Genomic DNA, 15,014 nt, shown 5'->3' on the forward strand with positions numbered 1-15,014 from the left:
TCGCCCCGGGTTGTGCGATGCACAGCCCGGGGTTTTGCGCTCCCAGGGCGGATCCTGTGGTTCAGCCCCGGCGCTCGATCTTCCTGCAATCCAGCGCGGGTAGGATAAGTGCCCATGAGTGAAGTTCGCGTACGTTTTTGTCCATCGCCCACCGGCACCCCGCACGTCGGCATGGTGCGCACCGCGCTGTTTAACTGGGCTTATGCCCGCCACACTGGTGGGAAGCTGATCTTCCGCATCGAGGATACGGATGCTCAGCGTGATACTGAAGAGTCCTATCAGGCCATCATCGACTCCTTGAAGTGGCTTGGCCTCGACTGGGACGAGGGGATCGAGACCGGGGGCCCGCACGAGCCCTACCGCCAGTCCCAGCGTATGGATATCTACGCCGAGGTGCTGGAAAAGCTGAAGGCCGCCGGCGAGGTCTACCCGGCGTACTCCACCCCGGAGGAGGTTGAGGAGCGCCACAAGGCTGCCGGTCGGGACCCGAAGCTGGGTTACGACAACTACGACCGCGACCTCACCGAGGAGCAGATCGCCGCGTTCGAAGCGGAGGGCCGCAAGCCGGTCTGGCGCCTGAAGATGGACCACGACCGCCGCTACACGTGGACCGACCTGGTCCGCGGGGAGATGGACGTCGACGGCAAGACGATGCCTGACTTCGTCGTCGCCCGCTCCAATGGGCAGCCGCTGTATACCCTCGTCAATCCGCTGGATGATGCACTGATGGGCATCACCCACGTGCTGCGCGGTGAGGACCTGCTGCCGTCGACCCCTCGCCAGATCGCGCTCTACGAGGCATTGATCCGCATCGGTGTGGCCAAGGAAGTGCCGACCTTCGCGCACCTGCCGTTCGTCACGGGGGAGGGCAACCGCAAGCTGAGTAAGCGCGACCCGGAGTCGAACCTCTTTAATCACCGCGACGCCGGTGTGATCCCGGAGGGCATGCTCAACTACCTTTCGCTGCTCGGCTGGTCGCTGTCCGCCGACGAGGACATCTTCACGATGGCCCAGCTGATCGAGAACTTCGACATTGCCGATGTGAAGCCGAATCCGGCACGCTTCGATCACAAGAAGATGGAGGCCATCAACGCCGACCACATCCGCATGCTGGATCTGGCGGACTTCACGCAGCGCCTGCGTACCTACCTGGAGGAGTTCAAGGGCTGGCCGGCGGACTACCCGGCAGACAAGTTCGCTTTCGCCGCCGAGCTGGTGCAGACCCGCATAAAGGTGCTGGGGGACGCCGACGGCCTCCTGCGCTTCCTGCTGACCAAGGACGAGGATCTGGAACTGGAGCCGAAGGCGGCGCGCAAGAACCTCAAGGAGGCAGCGAAGGAGCCACTGGAGGCCGCGATCGAGGAGCTCGAGGCCATCGCGGAGGAGGACTTCCGCACCGAGCCGATCGAACAGGCCCTGTCCACCCGACTGATCGAGCAGATGGAGCTCAAACCGCGCGTTGCTTATGGCGCGCTGCGTGTGGCGATCTGTGGCCAGGCCGTGTCCCCGCCGCTGTTCGAGTCCATGGAGCTGCTGGGCAAGGACTCCACGCTGGTCCGCCTGCGCGCTGGGCTGGAGCAGACTCCCTTCCAGGCTGAACAGCCTGCGAACTAAGCGTTAAAAATAGGCGACGACCAGCCAATTTGTGTGTAACGATGACTTCTGGCTATAGTAGTCATCGTTGCACAGCGCAGGGCTCCTCAAGAAGGAGATGCTCGCAGTGTTAACGATTGGCCTATGGTGTAATTGGCAACACTACGGTTTCTGGTACCGTCATTCTAGGTTCGAGTCCTGGTAGGCCAGCAGCGAAGATTAACTTTTTGGTTTCTCTCGCGTCCTAATGCCCCGTTCGTCTAGCGGCCTAGGACGCCGCCCTCTCACGGCGGTAACACGGGTTCAAATCCCGTACGGGGTACAAATTAACAGCCTCACTGGTTTCCCGGTGGGGCTGTTTTCTTTATTCTGCGGAAATCCCATGCCCGATGTTCGTGCATAGGGGCGAGGACCCAGATGGGGAATAGGTCCCTAGGGTGTGGGGCGATCAAGAGTACGTGTCCGGGGGCGATGGGAACAGTGAAGGCCGCCCCCTTAGTCGTCCTTTGCGCTCCGTACGCGACGTTGGAAGTGTTCGGCCTCAGCCTGAAGCGTTTCGGCGAGCTGCTCTTCACCATCCGCGGCACCTGAGGCTCGGGGCGGGGCAAGGATGAGCTCGGTGGAGTCGTAGCCGGCTGCGAGCTCCCGGGCGCGCGCGAGCTCGGCGTCCAGCTGCAGGCCGAGGAGTAGCACGTTATTGGCCATGAAGAGGCAGAAGAATCCGCCGATGATGCCGCCAAGAGCCCCGTACATGCCGACGTGTAGGAAGTTATTCAGGTAAGTCCGGAAGCCCACGCCGAGCAGCGTGAGCACAACCAGCGCGCTGACAGAGCCCGCCGTGAACAGGCGAAAACGCCCCTGCTTGACGTTCGGGGCGACGTGATACAGCAGTGCGATGAGCATCTGGGAAAGCCCGAAGATCACCGGCCACCGTAGCAATGTCCACAAGGGCAGGAAGTAGTCGAGCATGAAGGTGCGCAAGCCCGCTAGCCCCAGCGGATCCGCGATATGGGTGAAGAAGGGGGAGAGGAGATCCTCGCGCAGGAAGAACCCCGCCGCGATGAGGACAAGCCCCGCCACCAGGGCGATGGTTAAGCCCCACATCACGAGCCAGGTCCGCAGGATCGACCGGCCTTCCTCGCGGCCGTAGAGCGCATTCGCGCTGCGGGAGAAGGCGCGAACGTAGGCCGAGGAGGAGAAGAGCGCGAAGAGGACGGCGATAATCAGCGTTATCAGGGAGCGTTGCGTGGTGCCGATGATCGCTTCAATGATGTTCGACGCCTGGGTCGCGAAGTCTGCCGGGATATTGCGGTTGATGAATTCGCCCGTCACTCCCAGGACCTGATCGCGATTCTGGTCGAGCACCAGCATCACGATCGCGTAGAAGGCCATGAGTGTGGGGATCGCGGTGAAGATGGAGTAGAAGCTCAGCGTCGCGCCTTTATCGGGAAGGCCCCGGTAGAAAAACTCCGCGTAGAGGCGCTTGGCGATCATGCCCCATGCTTTCGGGCCGGGGAAACGATGCGCGCTGGCAACCTCGACTGAGTACACTTCCGGAGAAATCGCCTGCCGGCCCGCGCCGCCACCGGCCGGCATCACGAGCGGGTCGGGGCTGTCATTCTCGGAACGGGTCATTGGCATCCTCGGCACATCGGTGAAACTGGTGCCTTCATGCTAACGCGAAAACTTCCTAAAACCCGGCATTGACCAGCGGATTAGGAGAGTTGCAACTATTGCCTGTAGGCTTTGTTCTCGATCATAGAGCTGGTTGCTACTTCACCGGCCCGCCGGTAAAGAGCTAGCTTTGTGCGTCCTATGCGCCCCGTTCGTCTAGCGGCCTAGGACGCCGCCCTCTCACGGCGGTAACACGGGTTCAAATCCCGTACGGGGTACCAAGAAAAACCTCCCACCACAGTCACGTGGCCGGAGGTTTTTGCATTTCTGTGCTTTAGCTCCGTGATCCCCGGAGGACACTGCTTCTAAAACTTCTGCCCCGCTGCATAGCAGCGGGGCAGAAGGGTTTATGGGGGTGGGACTTTAAGCCTGTGTCTGGTCAACCTTCTTGAGGCGGGAGTAGACCAAGGCGGAGAGTCCGACGAAGGCGATGATGCCGATCCACTGCGCTGGGCCTGCGAAGCTCTCGCCGACGACGGCCAGGGCATCGCCGTTGGAGGTTGCCGCGATGATGCCGGCGTTGATGACTCCGAAGAGGGACTCGCCCACGATCAGGCCGGTGGCCATGAGGACACCCATGCGCTTGCTGCGCTGCGGATTAGCCTGCTTGTCAGCCCACTTGTTGTAGACGTACCCCAGGGCTGCGCCGATAGGGATGATCAGCGTGAGAGATGCCGGAAGGTACATTCCCATGCCAACCGCGAGTGGTGGCAGGGAGTAGCGGGAGGACTTGCTCAGCACCTCGTTGATGACGATCACCACAACACCGATGGCCGCGCCCAGGCCGATGAGCCCCCAATCCAGGGAGTCGCCGAAGATGCCCTCGGCGACGGAACTCAGCAGTGCAGCCTGAGGCGCTGCGAGGGCGTCGGGGCCGGCGCCCGGTGCGCCAGCGAAGCCGAAGCCCTTGCGCATGAGCTCCATGATTGGCGGGATGATCGCGGAACCGAAGATGACACCGAAGATGAGGGCCACCTGTTGCTTCCATGGGGTGGCGTCGACCAGCTGGCCGGTCTTGAGGTCCTGGAGGTTGTCATTGGAAATCGTCGCGATGCCGAAGACTACCGAAGCAGTGAACAGGGTGTAGGCGACGAGGGCAGTGGAGTCGGCCTCCCCACCCACGACGACCTTGATCAGCAAGGCAGCCGACAACACGACGATGATGCCGACGCCGGAGATGGGGGAGTTCGAGGATCCGATGAGTCCTGCCATGTAGCCACAGATCGACGCGACGATGAGCCCCACCAGGAGGGTGTAGATAATCGACAGGGCGATCAGGCCGGTCATGTGGTGCGTGATGGTGGTGTCCTTCACGAAGAGCCACAGGAGCAGGCCTACCGGCAGCATCGATGCCAGCGTGACCCCGGCGACGATGGGGAACGGGATGTCCCTCTCGGTGAGGTCCACAGCCTGGCCATCGTGGCGGGCACGAGAGGAGGCGAGAGCCTCCTTGATGCCACGGATGATGGGGCCGATGATCTTCAGGAGGGTCCATACCGCGGCGATGGCCATGGTTCCTGCGCCGATGAAGCGAACTTCGGAAGAGAAGGTGGTCGTGACAATCTCGGAGATATCGCCCTCGGCCGAAATGAGACCCGACGTGCGCAGCGGCATGAGGACCCCGTAGGAGATGACCAAGCCAACAATCATGGCGGCACCGACGGACATACCGACGAGGTGACCGACGCCGATCAGGGCGAGGGAGAGCGAGCCGCCCATCATCGTGGCGCCAGGGCCGAGGCGGAAGTAGGAGGATACCGAGGAGGCTGCGAGCTTCATGGCGGAGATGATGGACATCACCGCAGATGCGATGGCGCCAAGGATGATCAGACGCAGCCCCGTCTTGTTTTCCTCAGCGGAGTCCTCGTTCTGGGTGTCGCCGACCTTGAGTACCTCGGCGGCAGCTACCCCCTCGGGGAAGGGAAGGTCTGAGCCCGTGACGAGCGCCCTGCGCAGCGGGATGGAGAAGGTCACGCCGAGGATGCCGCCGATGGCAACCACGGCGGCGGTGGTCCAATAGGGGAAGCCCTGCCACCAGCCGACCATGATCAGGCCGGGGAGGACGAAGATGATCGCCGAAAGTGTGCCTGCCGCCGATGCGATGGTCTGCACGATGTTGTTTTCCTGGATGGTGTGATCCTGGAAATTGCGCAGAATAGCCATGGAGATCACGGCCGCGGGGATCGAGGTGGCGAACGTCAGGCCGACGCGCAGTCCGAGGTAGACGTTGGCCGCTGTGAAGACGAGCGTGATGATGCCGCCGAGGAGCACCGCACGGAAGGTGAACTCTTTGACGGGGGAACGGCGAGGCGCTGCAGCGCCTGTGCTTACAGCAGCACTGCCGGTGCCTGGTGAGCTGGACATGGGGCGAACTTTCTGGTCAAAACTATCATGTTCTGACGATGATCGTAGACCCCCAAAAGCGCTAGAGGTGAATCTCGATCTCTTTTGCTGTCTGCCGCAGCGCGTCCCCGAACTTCTCGGCGGGGGAGTCGCCCATGCGGGCGACAGGCCCGGAGACGGATAGTGCAGCCACCATCGTGCCGGTCGAGTCGAAGATCGGGACGGAGGCAGAGGCCAAGCTGGCATCGCGTTCTGCGACGGATTCGGAGATCTGGGTCTGACGTACGCGTTCCAGCTCCGCGGCACTATACGCGGCGGTGGGGAGCACCGCCTGCTGTAGCGAGATGGGCGCCCAGGCAACCAGGATGCGGGCGGCGGAGCCGGCGTTGAGTGTCATTCTGGTGTTCCGAGGAACTGTGTCGCGAAGTCCGGTGGCAGGTTCCGCGTTGGCCACGCAGAGCCGCTCGAAGCCGGAGAGCTGGTAGACCTGGACGGATTCCTTGGTCTGCTCCACGAGCTTCGGGAGTAGGTGCTCGGCTGCTTCCTCCAGTCGCGGGCTGGTGCGTGGGGCGAGCTCGGCGAGTGCGGGGCCGGCTGTCCACTGGCCGTCAGCCTGGCGTTCAATCAGCCGGTGCTTCTCCAGCGCCACGGAGATTCGGTGGGCGGTTGCCCGTGGCAGGCCGGTTTCCTCACAGACCTCCGAGAGGTTGTGCGGGCGGGCAGCGATGATGGAGAGGATGTAGACCGCGCGGTCGAGGACCTGGATGCCGCTGATCGCCGGGATGTCCGGTTTCTCGGCGGCGGACTGCGCGTGTCCGGGGTCGACCCCCAACTGGGGTGGCTGTGGTGCCGAGTTGGTGTTTCGCTCCGATGTATATCCCATGATTTGATACTATACATTCCATCAAGTGGAACTGGCGAACTTTTCGGATGACTCCCGAGGTTCGCAAGATTCTGGAAATGAGGAGAGCGTAGTGAACACCACAACTAATACCACCCGCGGCGCAACAGAAAAGCCGCTGACGCTCGCCGAGAAGGTCTGGCGCGACCACCTCGTCGCCAGTGGATCGGACGGCGACCCGGACCTGCTGTACATCGACCTCCACCTCGTCCACGAGGTCACCTCACCGCAGGCCTTCGACGGACTGCGCCAGGCCGGTCGTCCCGTCCGGCGTCCCGACCTGACCATCGCAACCGAGGACCACAACGTCCCCACGACCGGCGTCGTTGGCGGCAACCTGCTGGACATCGAGGACCAGACTTCTCGCCTGCAGGTCTCGACCCTGCGCAAGAACGCCGAAGAGTTTGGCATCCGCCTGCACTCGATGGGCGACATCGATCAGGGCATCGTCCATACCGTCGGCCCACAGCTCGGCCTGACCCAGCCGGGAATGACGGTGGTCTGCGGCGACTCGCATACCTCCACTCACGGTGCCTTCGGCTCCATCGCCATGGGCATCGGCACCTCCGAGGTCGAGCACGTGCTGGCCACCCAGACCCTGCCACTGAAGCCCTTCAAGACCATGGCCATCGAGGTCAGTGGCGAGCTGCAGCCGGGGGGCTCCGCCAAGGATCTGATCCTCGCCATCATCGCGAAGATCGGCACCGGCGGCGGCCAGGGCCACATCATTGAATATCGCGGCGAGGCCATCGAGAAGCTGTCGATGGAAGCCCGCATGACCATCTGCAACATGTCCATCGAGGCCGGTGCCCGGGCCGGCATGGTTGCTCCCGACCAGACCACCTTCGACTACCTCGAGGGTCGCCCGCACGCCCCGCAGGGCCAGGACTGGGAGGATGCGGTCGAGTATTGGAAGTCTCTGCGCACCGATGAGGGCGCGGAGTTCGACACGGTCGTCCACATTGACGGCTCCAGCCTCACCCCGTTTATCACCTGGGGAACCAACCCGGGCCAGGGCCTGCCGCTGGGCGCGACCGTGCCTGCACCGGAGGACTTCACCAACGACACCGACCGCGCCGCCGCCGAGAGCGCCCTGGAGTACATGGACCTGACCCCAGGCACCCCGCTGCGGGACATCCCGGTGGATGTGGTCTTCCTGGGGTCCTGCACCAACGCCCGCATCGAGGACCTGCGCGCCGCCGCCGAGGTGCTGGACGGCCGGAAGGTCGCCGATAGCGTTCAGATGCTCGTCGTCCCGTCGTCCACGCGAGTCAAGCAGCAGGCGGAGCAGGAGGGCCTGGACAAGATCTTCCTCGCCGCGGGCGCTGAGTGGCGCACCGCAGGCTGCTCCATGTGCCTGGGCATGAACCCGGACCAGCTGACCCCCGGCCAGCGCTCCGCCTCGACTTCCAACCGAAACTTCGAGGGCCGCCAGGGTAAGGGTGGTCGCACCCACCTGGTCTCCCCGCAGGTCGCAGCGGCCACCGCCGTCCAGGGCACCTTCGCAAGCCCCGCCGACCTCTAAGCGCGAACACGTCACCCACAAGTTCACCCACGGAACCCACGAAGGAAGCCACACCATGGAAAAGTTCCACACCCACACCGGTGTCGCCGCGCCACTGATGCGCTCCAACGTCGACACCGACCAGATCATCCCCGCCGTATACCTGAAGCGCGTCACCCGCACCGGCTTCGAAGACGGCCTGTTCGCAGGCTGGCGTCAAAGCCCGGACTTCGTCCTCAACCAGGATGCGTTTAAGAACGCCTCCGTGCTGGTCGCGGGCCCGGATTTCGGCACCGGTTCCTCCCGTGAGCACGCAGTCTGGGCACTCATGGACTACGGTTTCCGGGTTGTCCTCTCCTCCCGCTTCGCGGATATTTTCAAGGGCAACTCCAGCAAGGCCGGCCTGCTGGCCGCGAACGTCGAGCAGTCCGACATCGAGCTGATGTGGAAGCTCATCGAGCAGAATCCCGGCATCGAGATGACGGTGAACCTCGAGGATCGCACCGCGACCCTGGGTAGCCACACCTTCAACATCGAGGTAGACGACTACACCCGCTGGCGCCTGATGGAAGGGCTGGACGATATCGGCCTGACCCTGCGCAACGAGGAAGCTATCTCCGAATTCGAGGCCGGTCGCCCGAGCTTTAAGCCGAAGACGCTGCCAGCCCGCACCGCGGACTAAGCGGCAGCAAAACTAAAAAGACCCCGCCCCAGTCGGCCACAGAGCCGATCGAGGGGCGGGGTCTCGCCGTTGTAGGCGACAGACCACCGGCGCGAGGCAGTGGCGGCCGGCCGGACTACTTCACCGGCAACGCGCTGGCCAGGTAGTCCGCACCCAGCAGCTGATCATCCTTGAAGTGCAGCACCCATACGCTGCCCTTCTTCACTCGCACGTCCTCGACCTCGATGCCGCTCTCGGAAAAGAGGTGCTCCAACATCGCCGGGATCGCCGCGCCCTGGGAGCACACCGCGGAGACCTTGCGCTGCCCAACCGTCGCCTTCAGCGCAGCAGCAGCCGCCGGGACGTCCACCACAACCTGGTCGTCAGCGAAGGTCGACGACACCGTCAGTGGCAGGTCGAAAGCCTGGGAGAGCGGGGAGACCGTGTCGAAGCAGCGGTCCGGGCGAGCCGAGAACACCGCCGATGGCCCATAAGCCCCCAGCTGGGAGACGAGCATCTCGGACTGGCGGCGCCCGCGCTTGTCCAGAATGCGCTTGTCGTCATCACCGCTCCAGGTCCGCCGCGGCAACGCACGGGCGTGGCGCGTCAGTAGGACCCGACGGTTCGCCCCCAGAGCCAGCAGCTCCAAAGCCGCGTCCAAAACCTGCTGGTCGAGCGGGTAGGTCAGCGACTTGCGCGCCTTCTTCGGCGACAACCAGCGCAGCTCGTCGACCTCGTCGTCCACATCATCGTTGCCCTCGAAGTAACCGTCCACGGCCTCTGCGGTCCAGTAATAAACCACCTTCGTGCGCTTGCGGACGGGGTAGTGGACGTAGCCCAGCAACCAGCCGAGCTCCACGCGGTAGCCAGTCTCCTCCAGGATCTCCCGGAACGCGGTGCCCGCGAGGTTCTCACCCGGGTCGACCTTGCCCTTCGGCAGCGTCCAATCGTTGTACCGGGGGCGGTGTTCCACTGCGATCTCCAGCTCTCCCTGTTCGTTACGGCGCCACAGCACCGCGCCCGCAGCGAACGTCGGGTGCTCGAACTCCTCGGTGGGGCGGGAGCCGATTCGCGCCACGTGGCCACGCCCATTGATGGACTTCGCCAGGGATGTGGATAGGTCGCCGTCGCCGTTGTTCGTGATCACGCGGAAAATCCTCCCGTCCGGGGACTAGAATTGGGAAGCTGACTTAACAACAGTGATCCTATACGAGGCCATGCAGGATCAGATACGTAGGCATTCGGGATATAGATTTTAGGCGGTGTTCGCACGATGGTGCAGGTAGCAGTGATGGGGGCTGGTTCGTGGGGAACGACCGTGGCGAAGGTTTTCGCCGACTCCGGCAACCCCGTCACCCTGTGGGCTCGCCGCGATGAGGTCGCCGACGACGTCAACGACAATCACCGCAATAGCGCCTACCTCGGGGACGTAGACCTGCCAGAGGGCCTTTCTGCGACGACGGACCCCGCCGCCGCGCTTCACGGTGCCGAGATCGTCGTGCTCGGTGTGCCCTCCCAGACGCTGCGCAGTAACTTGAGCAGCTGGCGGGAGCACATTGAGCCGAATGCCACGATCATCAGTCTGGCTAAGGGCATCGAGTACGAGACCGGGATGCGGATGAGCCAGGTCATCGCTGATGTCGCGGGAGTCGGAAGCGACCGGGTCGCCGTGCTCACCGGCCCGAACCTCGCCAAGGAGGTTGCCCAGGGCCAGCCCGCTGCCACCCTCATCGCCTGCGAGGACGACGAGCGCGCCCGCTTCGTCCAGTCCGCCGTCGCCGCGCCGTATTTCCGCCCCTACACCAGCCAGGACGTCCTGGGGGCCGAGGTTGCCGGCACATCCAAGAACGTCATCGCGCTCGCCGCGGGTATCGCCGCGGGCTGCGGCTTCGGGGCAAATACCAATGCCACAGTCATTACCCGCGGACTTGCCGAGACCACCAGGCTGGCCCTCCAGCTCGGCGCGGATGCGCGCACCATGGCCGGGCTCGCGGGCATGGGCGACCTGGTCGCGACGTGTACCTCGCCACTATCCCGAAACCGCAGCTTCGGTCAGCGCCTCGGCGAGGGCGCAGGCCTGGAGGCTGCTGCCGAAGCCACCAAGGGCCAGGTCGCCGAGGGCGTGGTCAGCTGCCGGTCCGTCCAGGCGCTGGCCCGAAAGGCCGGGGTGGAAATGCCGATCACGGATGCGGTGGTGCAGGTCTGCTACGAGGACGCCAGCCCGAAGGAGATCATCAACCAGCTGCTGGGGCGCACCCGCAAGCCTGAGTGACAGGGGCGCGCCGTCCCCGTGGTGGGCTTCCGCGATTCGCAGGCGCAAGCGGGTAGGGTTAGCGCTGTGACTGCAGCTGAAAAACTCACCGTCGCCGTTGTTTACGGTGGCCAATCGACCGAGCACTCCGTGTCCTGCATCTCCGCGGGCGCAATCATCGACAACCTGGACCCAGAGCGGTTCACGGTTGTCCCCGTCGGCATCACGAACGGGGGAGCCTGGGTGCCGGGGGCTACGGATACCGCGCAGCTGCGCGCTTCCGGCCGCGAGCTGCCCACCGTCGCCGACCACGGCGAGCACATCCAGCCCATGCTCGGCGCCGCCGGTGAGGCCACCGAATTCCGTTTCGTCACCGGTGACCGCGCCGGGGACGTCTTCGCCACCGCGGACGTCATTTTCCCCGTCCTCCACGGCGCCAACGGTGAGGACGGCACCATCCAGGGTCTCTTCGACCTGCTGGGCGCCCGCTACGTCGGCAACGGGGTGCTGGCTTCCGCCGCAGGCATGGACAAGGAGTTCACCAAGAAGATCGCCCGCGAAGCGGGCATCCCGACCGGCCCGGAGGTCGTCCTCCACGGCCGTACCGAGCTCACCGACCACGAGCGCGAGCTGCTCGGCCTACCGGTCTTCGTTAAGCCCGCGCGGGGTGGTTCCTCCATCGGCATCTCGAAGGTAGACAGCTGGCGGGACCTGCCCGCTGCCATTGAGGAGGCCGCCTCCCACGACCCCAAGGTCATCATCGAGGCCATGATCACCGGTCCCGAAGTCGAGTGCGGCGTGCTGGAACGCGAGGACGGCACCCTGGTCGCTTCCTCTCCGGCCATGCTGGAGGGCACCGACGCCGGCGAGGAAGGCTTCTATGGCTTCGACGCCAAGTACCTCGACGACACCGTCAGCGCCACCATTCCCGCCCCGCTCGACGAGGAAACGACGCGCCGGGTGCAGCAGCTCGCGATCGAGACCTATCGGGCCCTAGGCTGCACCGGCCTGGCCCGGGTGGACTTCTTCGTCACCGATGCTGGACCGGTCCTCAACGAGATCAACACCATGCCCGGATTCACCCCGATCAGCATGTACCCGCAGATGTTCCTGGCCGACGGGGTGAGCTACGCCGACTTGCTGACCACCCTCGTCTCCGGGGCGCGTCGCCACTAGAAGCCTCGTTCACGACAACAGAAACGCCCGCCACGGTCACCGTGGCGGGCGTTTGGCCTGTCCGGCGCCCCAGGAAGTCCCCGGGGCGGGGTTCGCCGCGCGCTAGGAGCGCTCGGCGCGCTTCGACATGCTCTCGGTGATCGCCTTCGTCACCGTGGGCAGCACATCGCCGCTGCTGAACTGCGGCATCGCGACGGCGACGACCTCCTCGTGGCCAATCGCGTACCAGTGGCCGATCGTCGAACCCTGCGCGAGGGCAGGGGCGTCGAACCACGGAACGTCGTCGATCTGAGAAAGCCGCTCGCCGCGCTCGTAGGACTCCGGGAAGGCAACACCACACCGGACCACGACCGGCTCGTTGCCTTCCTCCTCGGGCTGGTAGACAACCAGAGAATCCTTCGCGGCGCGATTGGCCTGCTCAATAAGATCCGTAAGCTGTGGATTCCGCAGCGCATCCTCGCCACCAACGGCCTTCGCGTTATTCTCCATTAGCTCGCCCAGCTCCTCGCTACTCAGGCGGCGGAAGCCGGCGATCTCCGCAGGCAGGGCCTCGTCGAAGGAACGGCAGGTCTGCTCGTTGCGGTCCTTGGCTACCGGCTCGTCGGCCAGCGGCAGGGCAGCCGGGGTCACGGGGGATTGAGAGGATGCGACCTCGCCGAGAACGGGGGAGATCTCCGCCACCGCGTCTTTGATGAGGCCGCCGTCCGCCTCGGACGTCACCGCAACGGTCGGCTCGCCAGACACGGAGTACCAGGTGGCCAGGGTGGAACCCGGGGTGGCGTCCTGGGCGATGAACCAGCTCGCCCCCTCAGCAGCGGACACCGGGCTGATGACGGTGTACTGATCCGGCATCGTCACACCGCAACGGACGGTCAGCTGGGTGCCGTTGGTGTCGCGGTAAGCAACGGTGCCGTCTGGAACCGGATCCAGAATGCCCACCTTCCGAAACTTACCGGCCTTCTCCGGAGCCTTCTCCACCAGCTGGGAGCACTCCGAGGCCTTAGCATCCGGCGCATCAACAGCACCAACCGAGACGTCAGAATATTTCTGCCGATCCGAAAGAATTTTGGCTCCCCCCAACACCGCGACGGTGAAGACGAGAGCTAGGATCAGACTGATCGTGACGAGTGAACGGGGAGCCCCCGCTCCACGGCCCCGGGCCTCGGTCCCCGTATTCGGGCCCTGTGAAGCGGCCGGGGATGCACCCTGTGGATTACGCTGTGTGCTCATAGGCACTCATCTTATAAGGAGGCGGGCGGATGTCCCGATACACCGGGCCCACGGTGCGCGAGGTGGGGGAGGCAGCCACCATCCAGGCGATCCGGCGTGCGGCCCCGAGTGAGCTCAATGGCGACGATGCGGCGATCCTGCGGCCCACCGCGCCGAACTCACGCCACGTCAGCTGCACCGACATCCTCGTCCTCGGGCGCCACTTCCGGCCCGAATACTCCACGGCCTACGAGGTCGGAGTAAAAGCCATCACCCAAAATTTCGCCGACATCCAGGCCATGGGTGCGCGCCCCACCGCCACCCTGCTCGGGCTCGCGATCCCGGGCGAGACCCCGCTGAGTTGGGTCAGCGAACTCGCCGAGGGGATTGAGGCCACCGCCGAGCCCTGGGCCGCCGAATTGGTGGGTGGGGACATCGTGCAGGGCAAGGAACTGCTCATCTCCATCACCGCACTGGGCGAGCTCACCGGCCCCGCACCCGCCCTGCGGGTCAACCGCGCCGCGCCGGGGCAGCAGGTCATCGTGCACGGAAAGCTTGGACACTCCGCGGCGGGGCTGGACATCCTCCGCCACTACGGCAGCAGGGCAGCGATCCCGGATGACGAGATCCTGCAAGAACTGGCCGCCTGGCACTGCGCACCTACCCTGGTTGCGGGGCAGGGAACCGTCGCCCGGGCTGCCGGGGTCGCAAGCATGACTGATAACTCCGACGGACTGATCTCCGACCTCAACCACATCGCGACGTCCTCCGGGGTCAGCCTCGACATCGACAAAGAGAGCATCGCCCCCGACGAAATGCTCCAGCACGCGGCAGACGTACTGCAGGAAGACCCGTGGAAGTGGGTCTTAAGCGGCGGCGAAGACCACAGCCTGCTGGCCACCACCGCAGCTCGCATCCCCACCGGCTTCCGGCGCATCGGAAGCACGAGCTCGCAAACCGGTTCGGGACCAAAGGTCACCATCGATCGCGCCACCCCGGCCTACACCGCGGGCTGGTCCTCGCTCTAAGCCACCCACGACACCTGCTAGGAGGCCCACCATGATCTACGTGCACCCCAATTGGCAGCTGCCGGGGTTGGAGGAAACCCTGCACAAGGCACAGGCGGCCCACGCGCCGGGCCAACAGGTCCTCCCACCGGAGGAATACATCCTGCGGGCCTTTGAGGTCGACCCTGCCGAGGTGAAGTGCCTCATCGTGGGCCAGGACCCATATCCCACGCCGGGGCACGCGGTGGGACTTGCCTTCTCCTCCGAAGGCCAGCAGATCCCGAAGTCCCTGCAGAATATCTTCACGGAGTACACCGAGGACCTGGGCTTGCCCCGGCCCACCACAGCGGACTTAAGCCCCTGGCTGGACGAGGGGGTGCTGCTACTCAACCGGGTGCTCACCGTGCTCGCGGGCCAGGCGAATAGCCACCGGGGCCTGGGCTGGGAAGCCATCACCGAGGCCGCGGTCCGCCAGGTCGCCACCAACGAGCACTTCTGCGCGATCCTCTGGGGCAAACAGGCCCAGCAGTTGGCAGGAATCATCGGGGCTAAGCGTTGCATCATGTCCCCGCACCCATCACCGCTCTCTGCTTACCGCGGGTTCTTCGGCTCCCGCCCCTTCAGCCGGGCCAATGAAATCCTGCGGGCCCAGGGTGCCGATCCCGTGGATTGGAACCTCGACCGTTAAGCTGGCA

General features: G+C 64.6%; 12 protein-coding genes and 3 tRNA genes. 10 read left to right on the forward strand and 5 right to left on the reverse strand.

Annotated elements, in window-relative coordinates; translation table 11 throughout:
- The first annotated feature begins 114 nt into the window (after nt 1–114).
- From gltX to CU_RS03860, 3 genes are all read left to right on the forward strand, one after another.
- Nucleotides 115–1,614: a glutamate--tRNA ligase gene (gltX, locus tag CU_RS03850; protein WP_012360019.1), complete on the forward strand. Its 1,500-nt coding sequence runs from the start codon at nt 115–117 to the stop codon at nt 1,612–1,614.
- A 117-nt stretch (nt 1,615–1,731) separates the two neighbouring features.
- A tRNA-Gln gene (locus CU_RS03855) sits at nt 1,732–1,803 on the forward strand.
- Nucleotides 1,804–1,842: 39 nt separating this feature from the next.
- Nucleotides 1,843–1,915 (forward strand) — tRNA-Glu (locus CU_RS03860).
- Between the two features lie 173 nt (nt 1,916–2,088).
- Here CU_RS03860 and CU_RS03865 read toward each other — a convergent pair.
- Nucleotides 2,089–3,228 carry a YihY/virulence factor BrkB family protein gene (locus tag CU_RS03865; RefSeq protein ID WP_012360020.1) on the reverse strand — a complete coding sequence of 380 codons (1,140 nt, stop codon included), beginning with the start codon at nt 3,226–3,228 and terminating at the stop codon, nt 2,089–2,091.
- Nucleotides 3,229–3,412: 184 nt separating this feature from the next.
- Here CU_RS03865 and CU_RS03870 point away from each other — a divergent pair.
- Nucleotides 3,413–3,488 (forward strand) — tRNA-Glu (locus CU_RS03870).
- A 142-nt stretch (nt 3,489–3,630) separates the two neighbouring features.
- Here CU_RS03870 and CU_RS03875 read toward each other — a convergent pair.
- Together CU_RS03875 and CU_RS03880 are read right to left on the reverse strand one after the other, a co-directional pair.
- The gene (locus CU_RS03875; RefSeq protein WP_012360021.1) at nt 3,631–5,631 is read right to left on the reverse strand and encodes an OPT family oligopeptide transporter; all 2,001 of its coding nucleotides are present in this window, start codon (nt 5,629–5,631) and stop codon (nt 3,631–3,633) included.
- 61 nt (nt 5,632–5,692) lie between these two features.
- Complete coding sequence (locus CU_RS03880) at nt 5,693–6,493, reverse strand: IclR family transcriptional regulator (RefSeq protein ID WP_012360022.1); 801 nt, start codon at nt 6,491–6,493, stop codon at nt 5,693–5,695.
- A 91-nt stretch (nt 6,494–6,584) separates the two neighbouring features.
- Here CU_RS03880 and leuC point away from each other — a divergent pair, with 91 nt between their 5' ends.
- Nucleotides 6,585–8,036 carry a 3-isopropylmalate dehydratase large subunit gene (gene leuC, locus CU_RS03885; RefSeq protein WP_012360023.1) on the forward strand — a complete coding sequence of 484 codons (1,452 nt, stop codon included), beginning with the start codon at nt 6,585–6,587 and terminating at the stop codon, nt 8,034–8,036.
- 55 nt (nt 8,037–8,091) lie between these two features.
- Nucleotides 8,092–8,697, forward strand: coding sequence for a 3-isopropylmalate dehydratase small subunit (leuD, locus tag CU_RS03890; RefSeq protein WP_041628470.1), 606 nt, complete (start codon nt 8,092–8,094; stop codon nt 8,695–8,697).
- Between the two features lie 115 nt (nt 8,698–8,812).
- Here leuD and CU_RS03895 read toward each other — a convergent pair whose 3' ends face one another.
- Complete coding sequence (locus tag CU_RS03895; RefSeq protein WP_012360025.1) at nt 8,813–9,823, reverse strand: NUDIX hydrolase; 1,011 nt, start codon at nt 9,821–9,823, stop codon at nt 8,813–8,815.
- Between the two features lie 126 nt (nt 9,824–9,949).
- On the opposite strand from CU_RS03895, the gene CU_RS03900 reads away from it, so the two are divergent.
- Nucleotides 9,950–10,948 (forward strand): NAD(P)H-dependent glycerol-3-phosphate dehydrogenase, encoded by a 999-nt coding sequence (locus CU_RS03900; protein WP_012360026.1) that lies wholly within the window; start codon nt 9,950–9,952, stop codon nt 10,946–10,948.
- 66 nt (nt 10,949–11,014) lie between these two features.
- Nucleotides 11,015–12,103, forward strand: coding sequence for a D-alanine--D-alanine ligase family protein (locus CU_RS03905; protein ID WP_012360027.1), 1,089 nt, complete (start codon nt 11,015–11,017; stop codon nt 12,101–12,103).
- 102 nt (nt 12,104–12,205) lie between these two features.
- Here the strand turns inward: CU_RS03905 and CU_RS03910 are convergent, their stop codons facing one another.
- The gene (locus tag CU_RS03910) at nt 12,206–13,333 is read right to left on the reverse strand and encodes a DUF3515 family protein (protein ID WP_012360028.1); all 1,128 of its coding nucleotides are present in this window, start codon (nt 13,331–13,333) and stop codon (nt 12,206–12,208) included.
- 29 nt (nt 13,334–13,362) lie between these two features.
- Here CU_RS03910 and CU_RS03915 point away from each other — a divergent pair, with 29 nt between their 5' ends.
- Both CU_RS03915 and CU_RS03920 read left to right on the forward strand, forming a co-directional pair.
- Complete coding sequence (locus CU_RS03915; protein ID WP_012360029.1) at nt 13,363–14,340, forward strand: thiamine-phosphate kinase; 978 nt, start codon at nt 13,363–13,365, stop codon at nt 14,338–14,340.
- A 31-nt stretch (nt 14,341–14,371) separates the two neighbouring features.
- Complete coding sequence (locus tag CU_RS03920; protein WP_012360030.1) at nt 14,372–15,007, forward strand: uracil-DNA glycosylase; 636 nt, start codon at nt 14,372–14,374, stop codon at nt 15,005–15,007.
- Nucleotides 15,008–15,014 lie beyond the last annotated feature (7 nt).

This window comes from Corynebacterium urealyticum DSM 7109, assembly GCF_000069945.1.
In the GTDB taxonomy this organism is placed as follows: domain Bacteria; phylum Actinomycetota; class Actinomycetes; order Mycobacteriales; family Mycobacteriaceae; genus Corynebacterium; species Corynebacterium urealyticum.

Coding starts and splice junctions, on each gene's coding strand:
- CU_RS03875 (WP_012360021.1), bottom strand. CDS start 5,631: ATGTCCAGCTCACCAGGCACCGGCAGTGCTGCTGTAAGCACAGGCGCT.
- leuD (WP_041628470.1), top strand. CDS start 8,092: ATGGAAAAGTTCCACACCCACACCGGTGTCGCCGCGCCACTGATGCGC.
- gltX (WP_012360019.1), top strand. CDS start 115: ATGAGTGAAGTTCGCGTACGTTTTTGTCCATCGCCCACCGGCACCCCG.
- CU_RS03865 (WP_012360020.1), bottom strand. CDS start 3,228: ATGACCCGTTCCGAGAATGACAGCCCCGACCCGCTCGTGATGCCGGCC.
- CU_RS03915 (WP_012360029.1), top strand. CDS start 13,363: ATGTCCCGATACACCGGGCCCACGGTGCGCGAGGTGGGGGAGGCAGCC.
- CU_RS03910 (WP_012360028.1), bottom strand. CDS start 13,333: ATGAGCACACAGCGTAATCCACAGGGTGCATCCCCGGCCGCTTCACAG.
- CU_RS03900 (WP_012360026.1), top strand. CDS start 9,950: ATGGTGCAGGTAGCAGTGATGGGGGCTGGTTCGTGGGGAACGACCGTG.
- CU_RS03880 (WP_012360022.1), bottom strand. CDS start 6,493: ATGGGATATACATCGGAGCGAAACACCAACTCGGCACCACAGCCACCC.
- CU_RS03920 (WP_012360030.1), top strand. CDS start 14,372: ATGATCTACGTGCACCCCAATTGGCAGCTGCCGGGGTTGGAGGAAACC.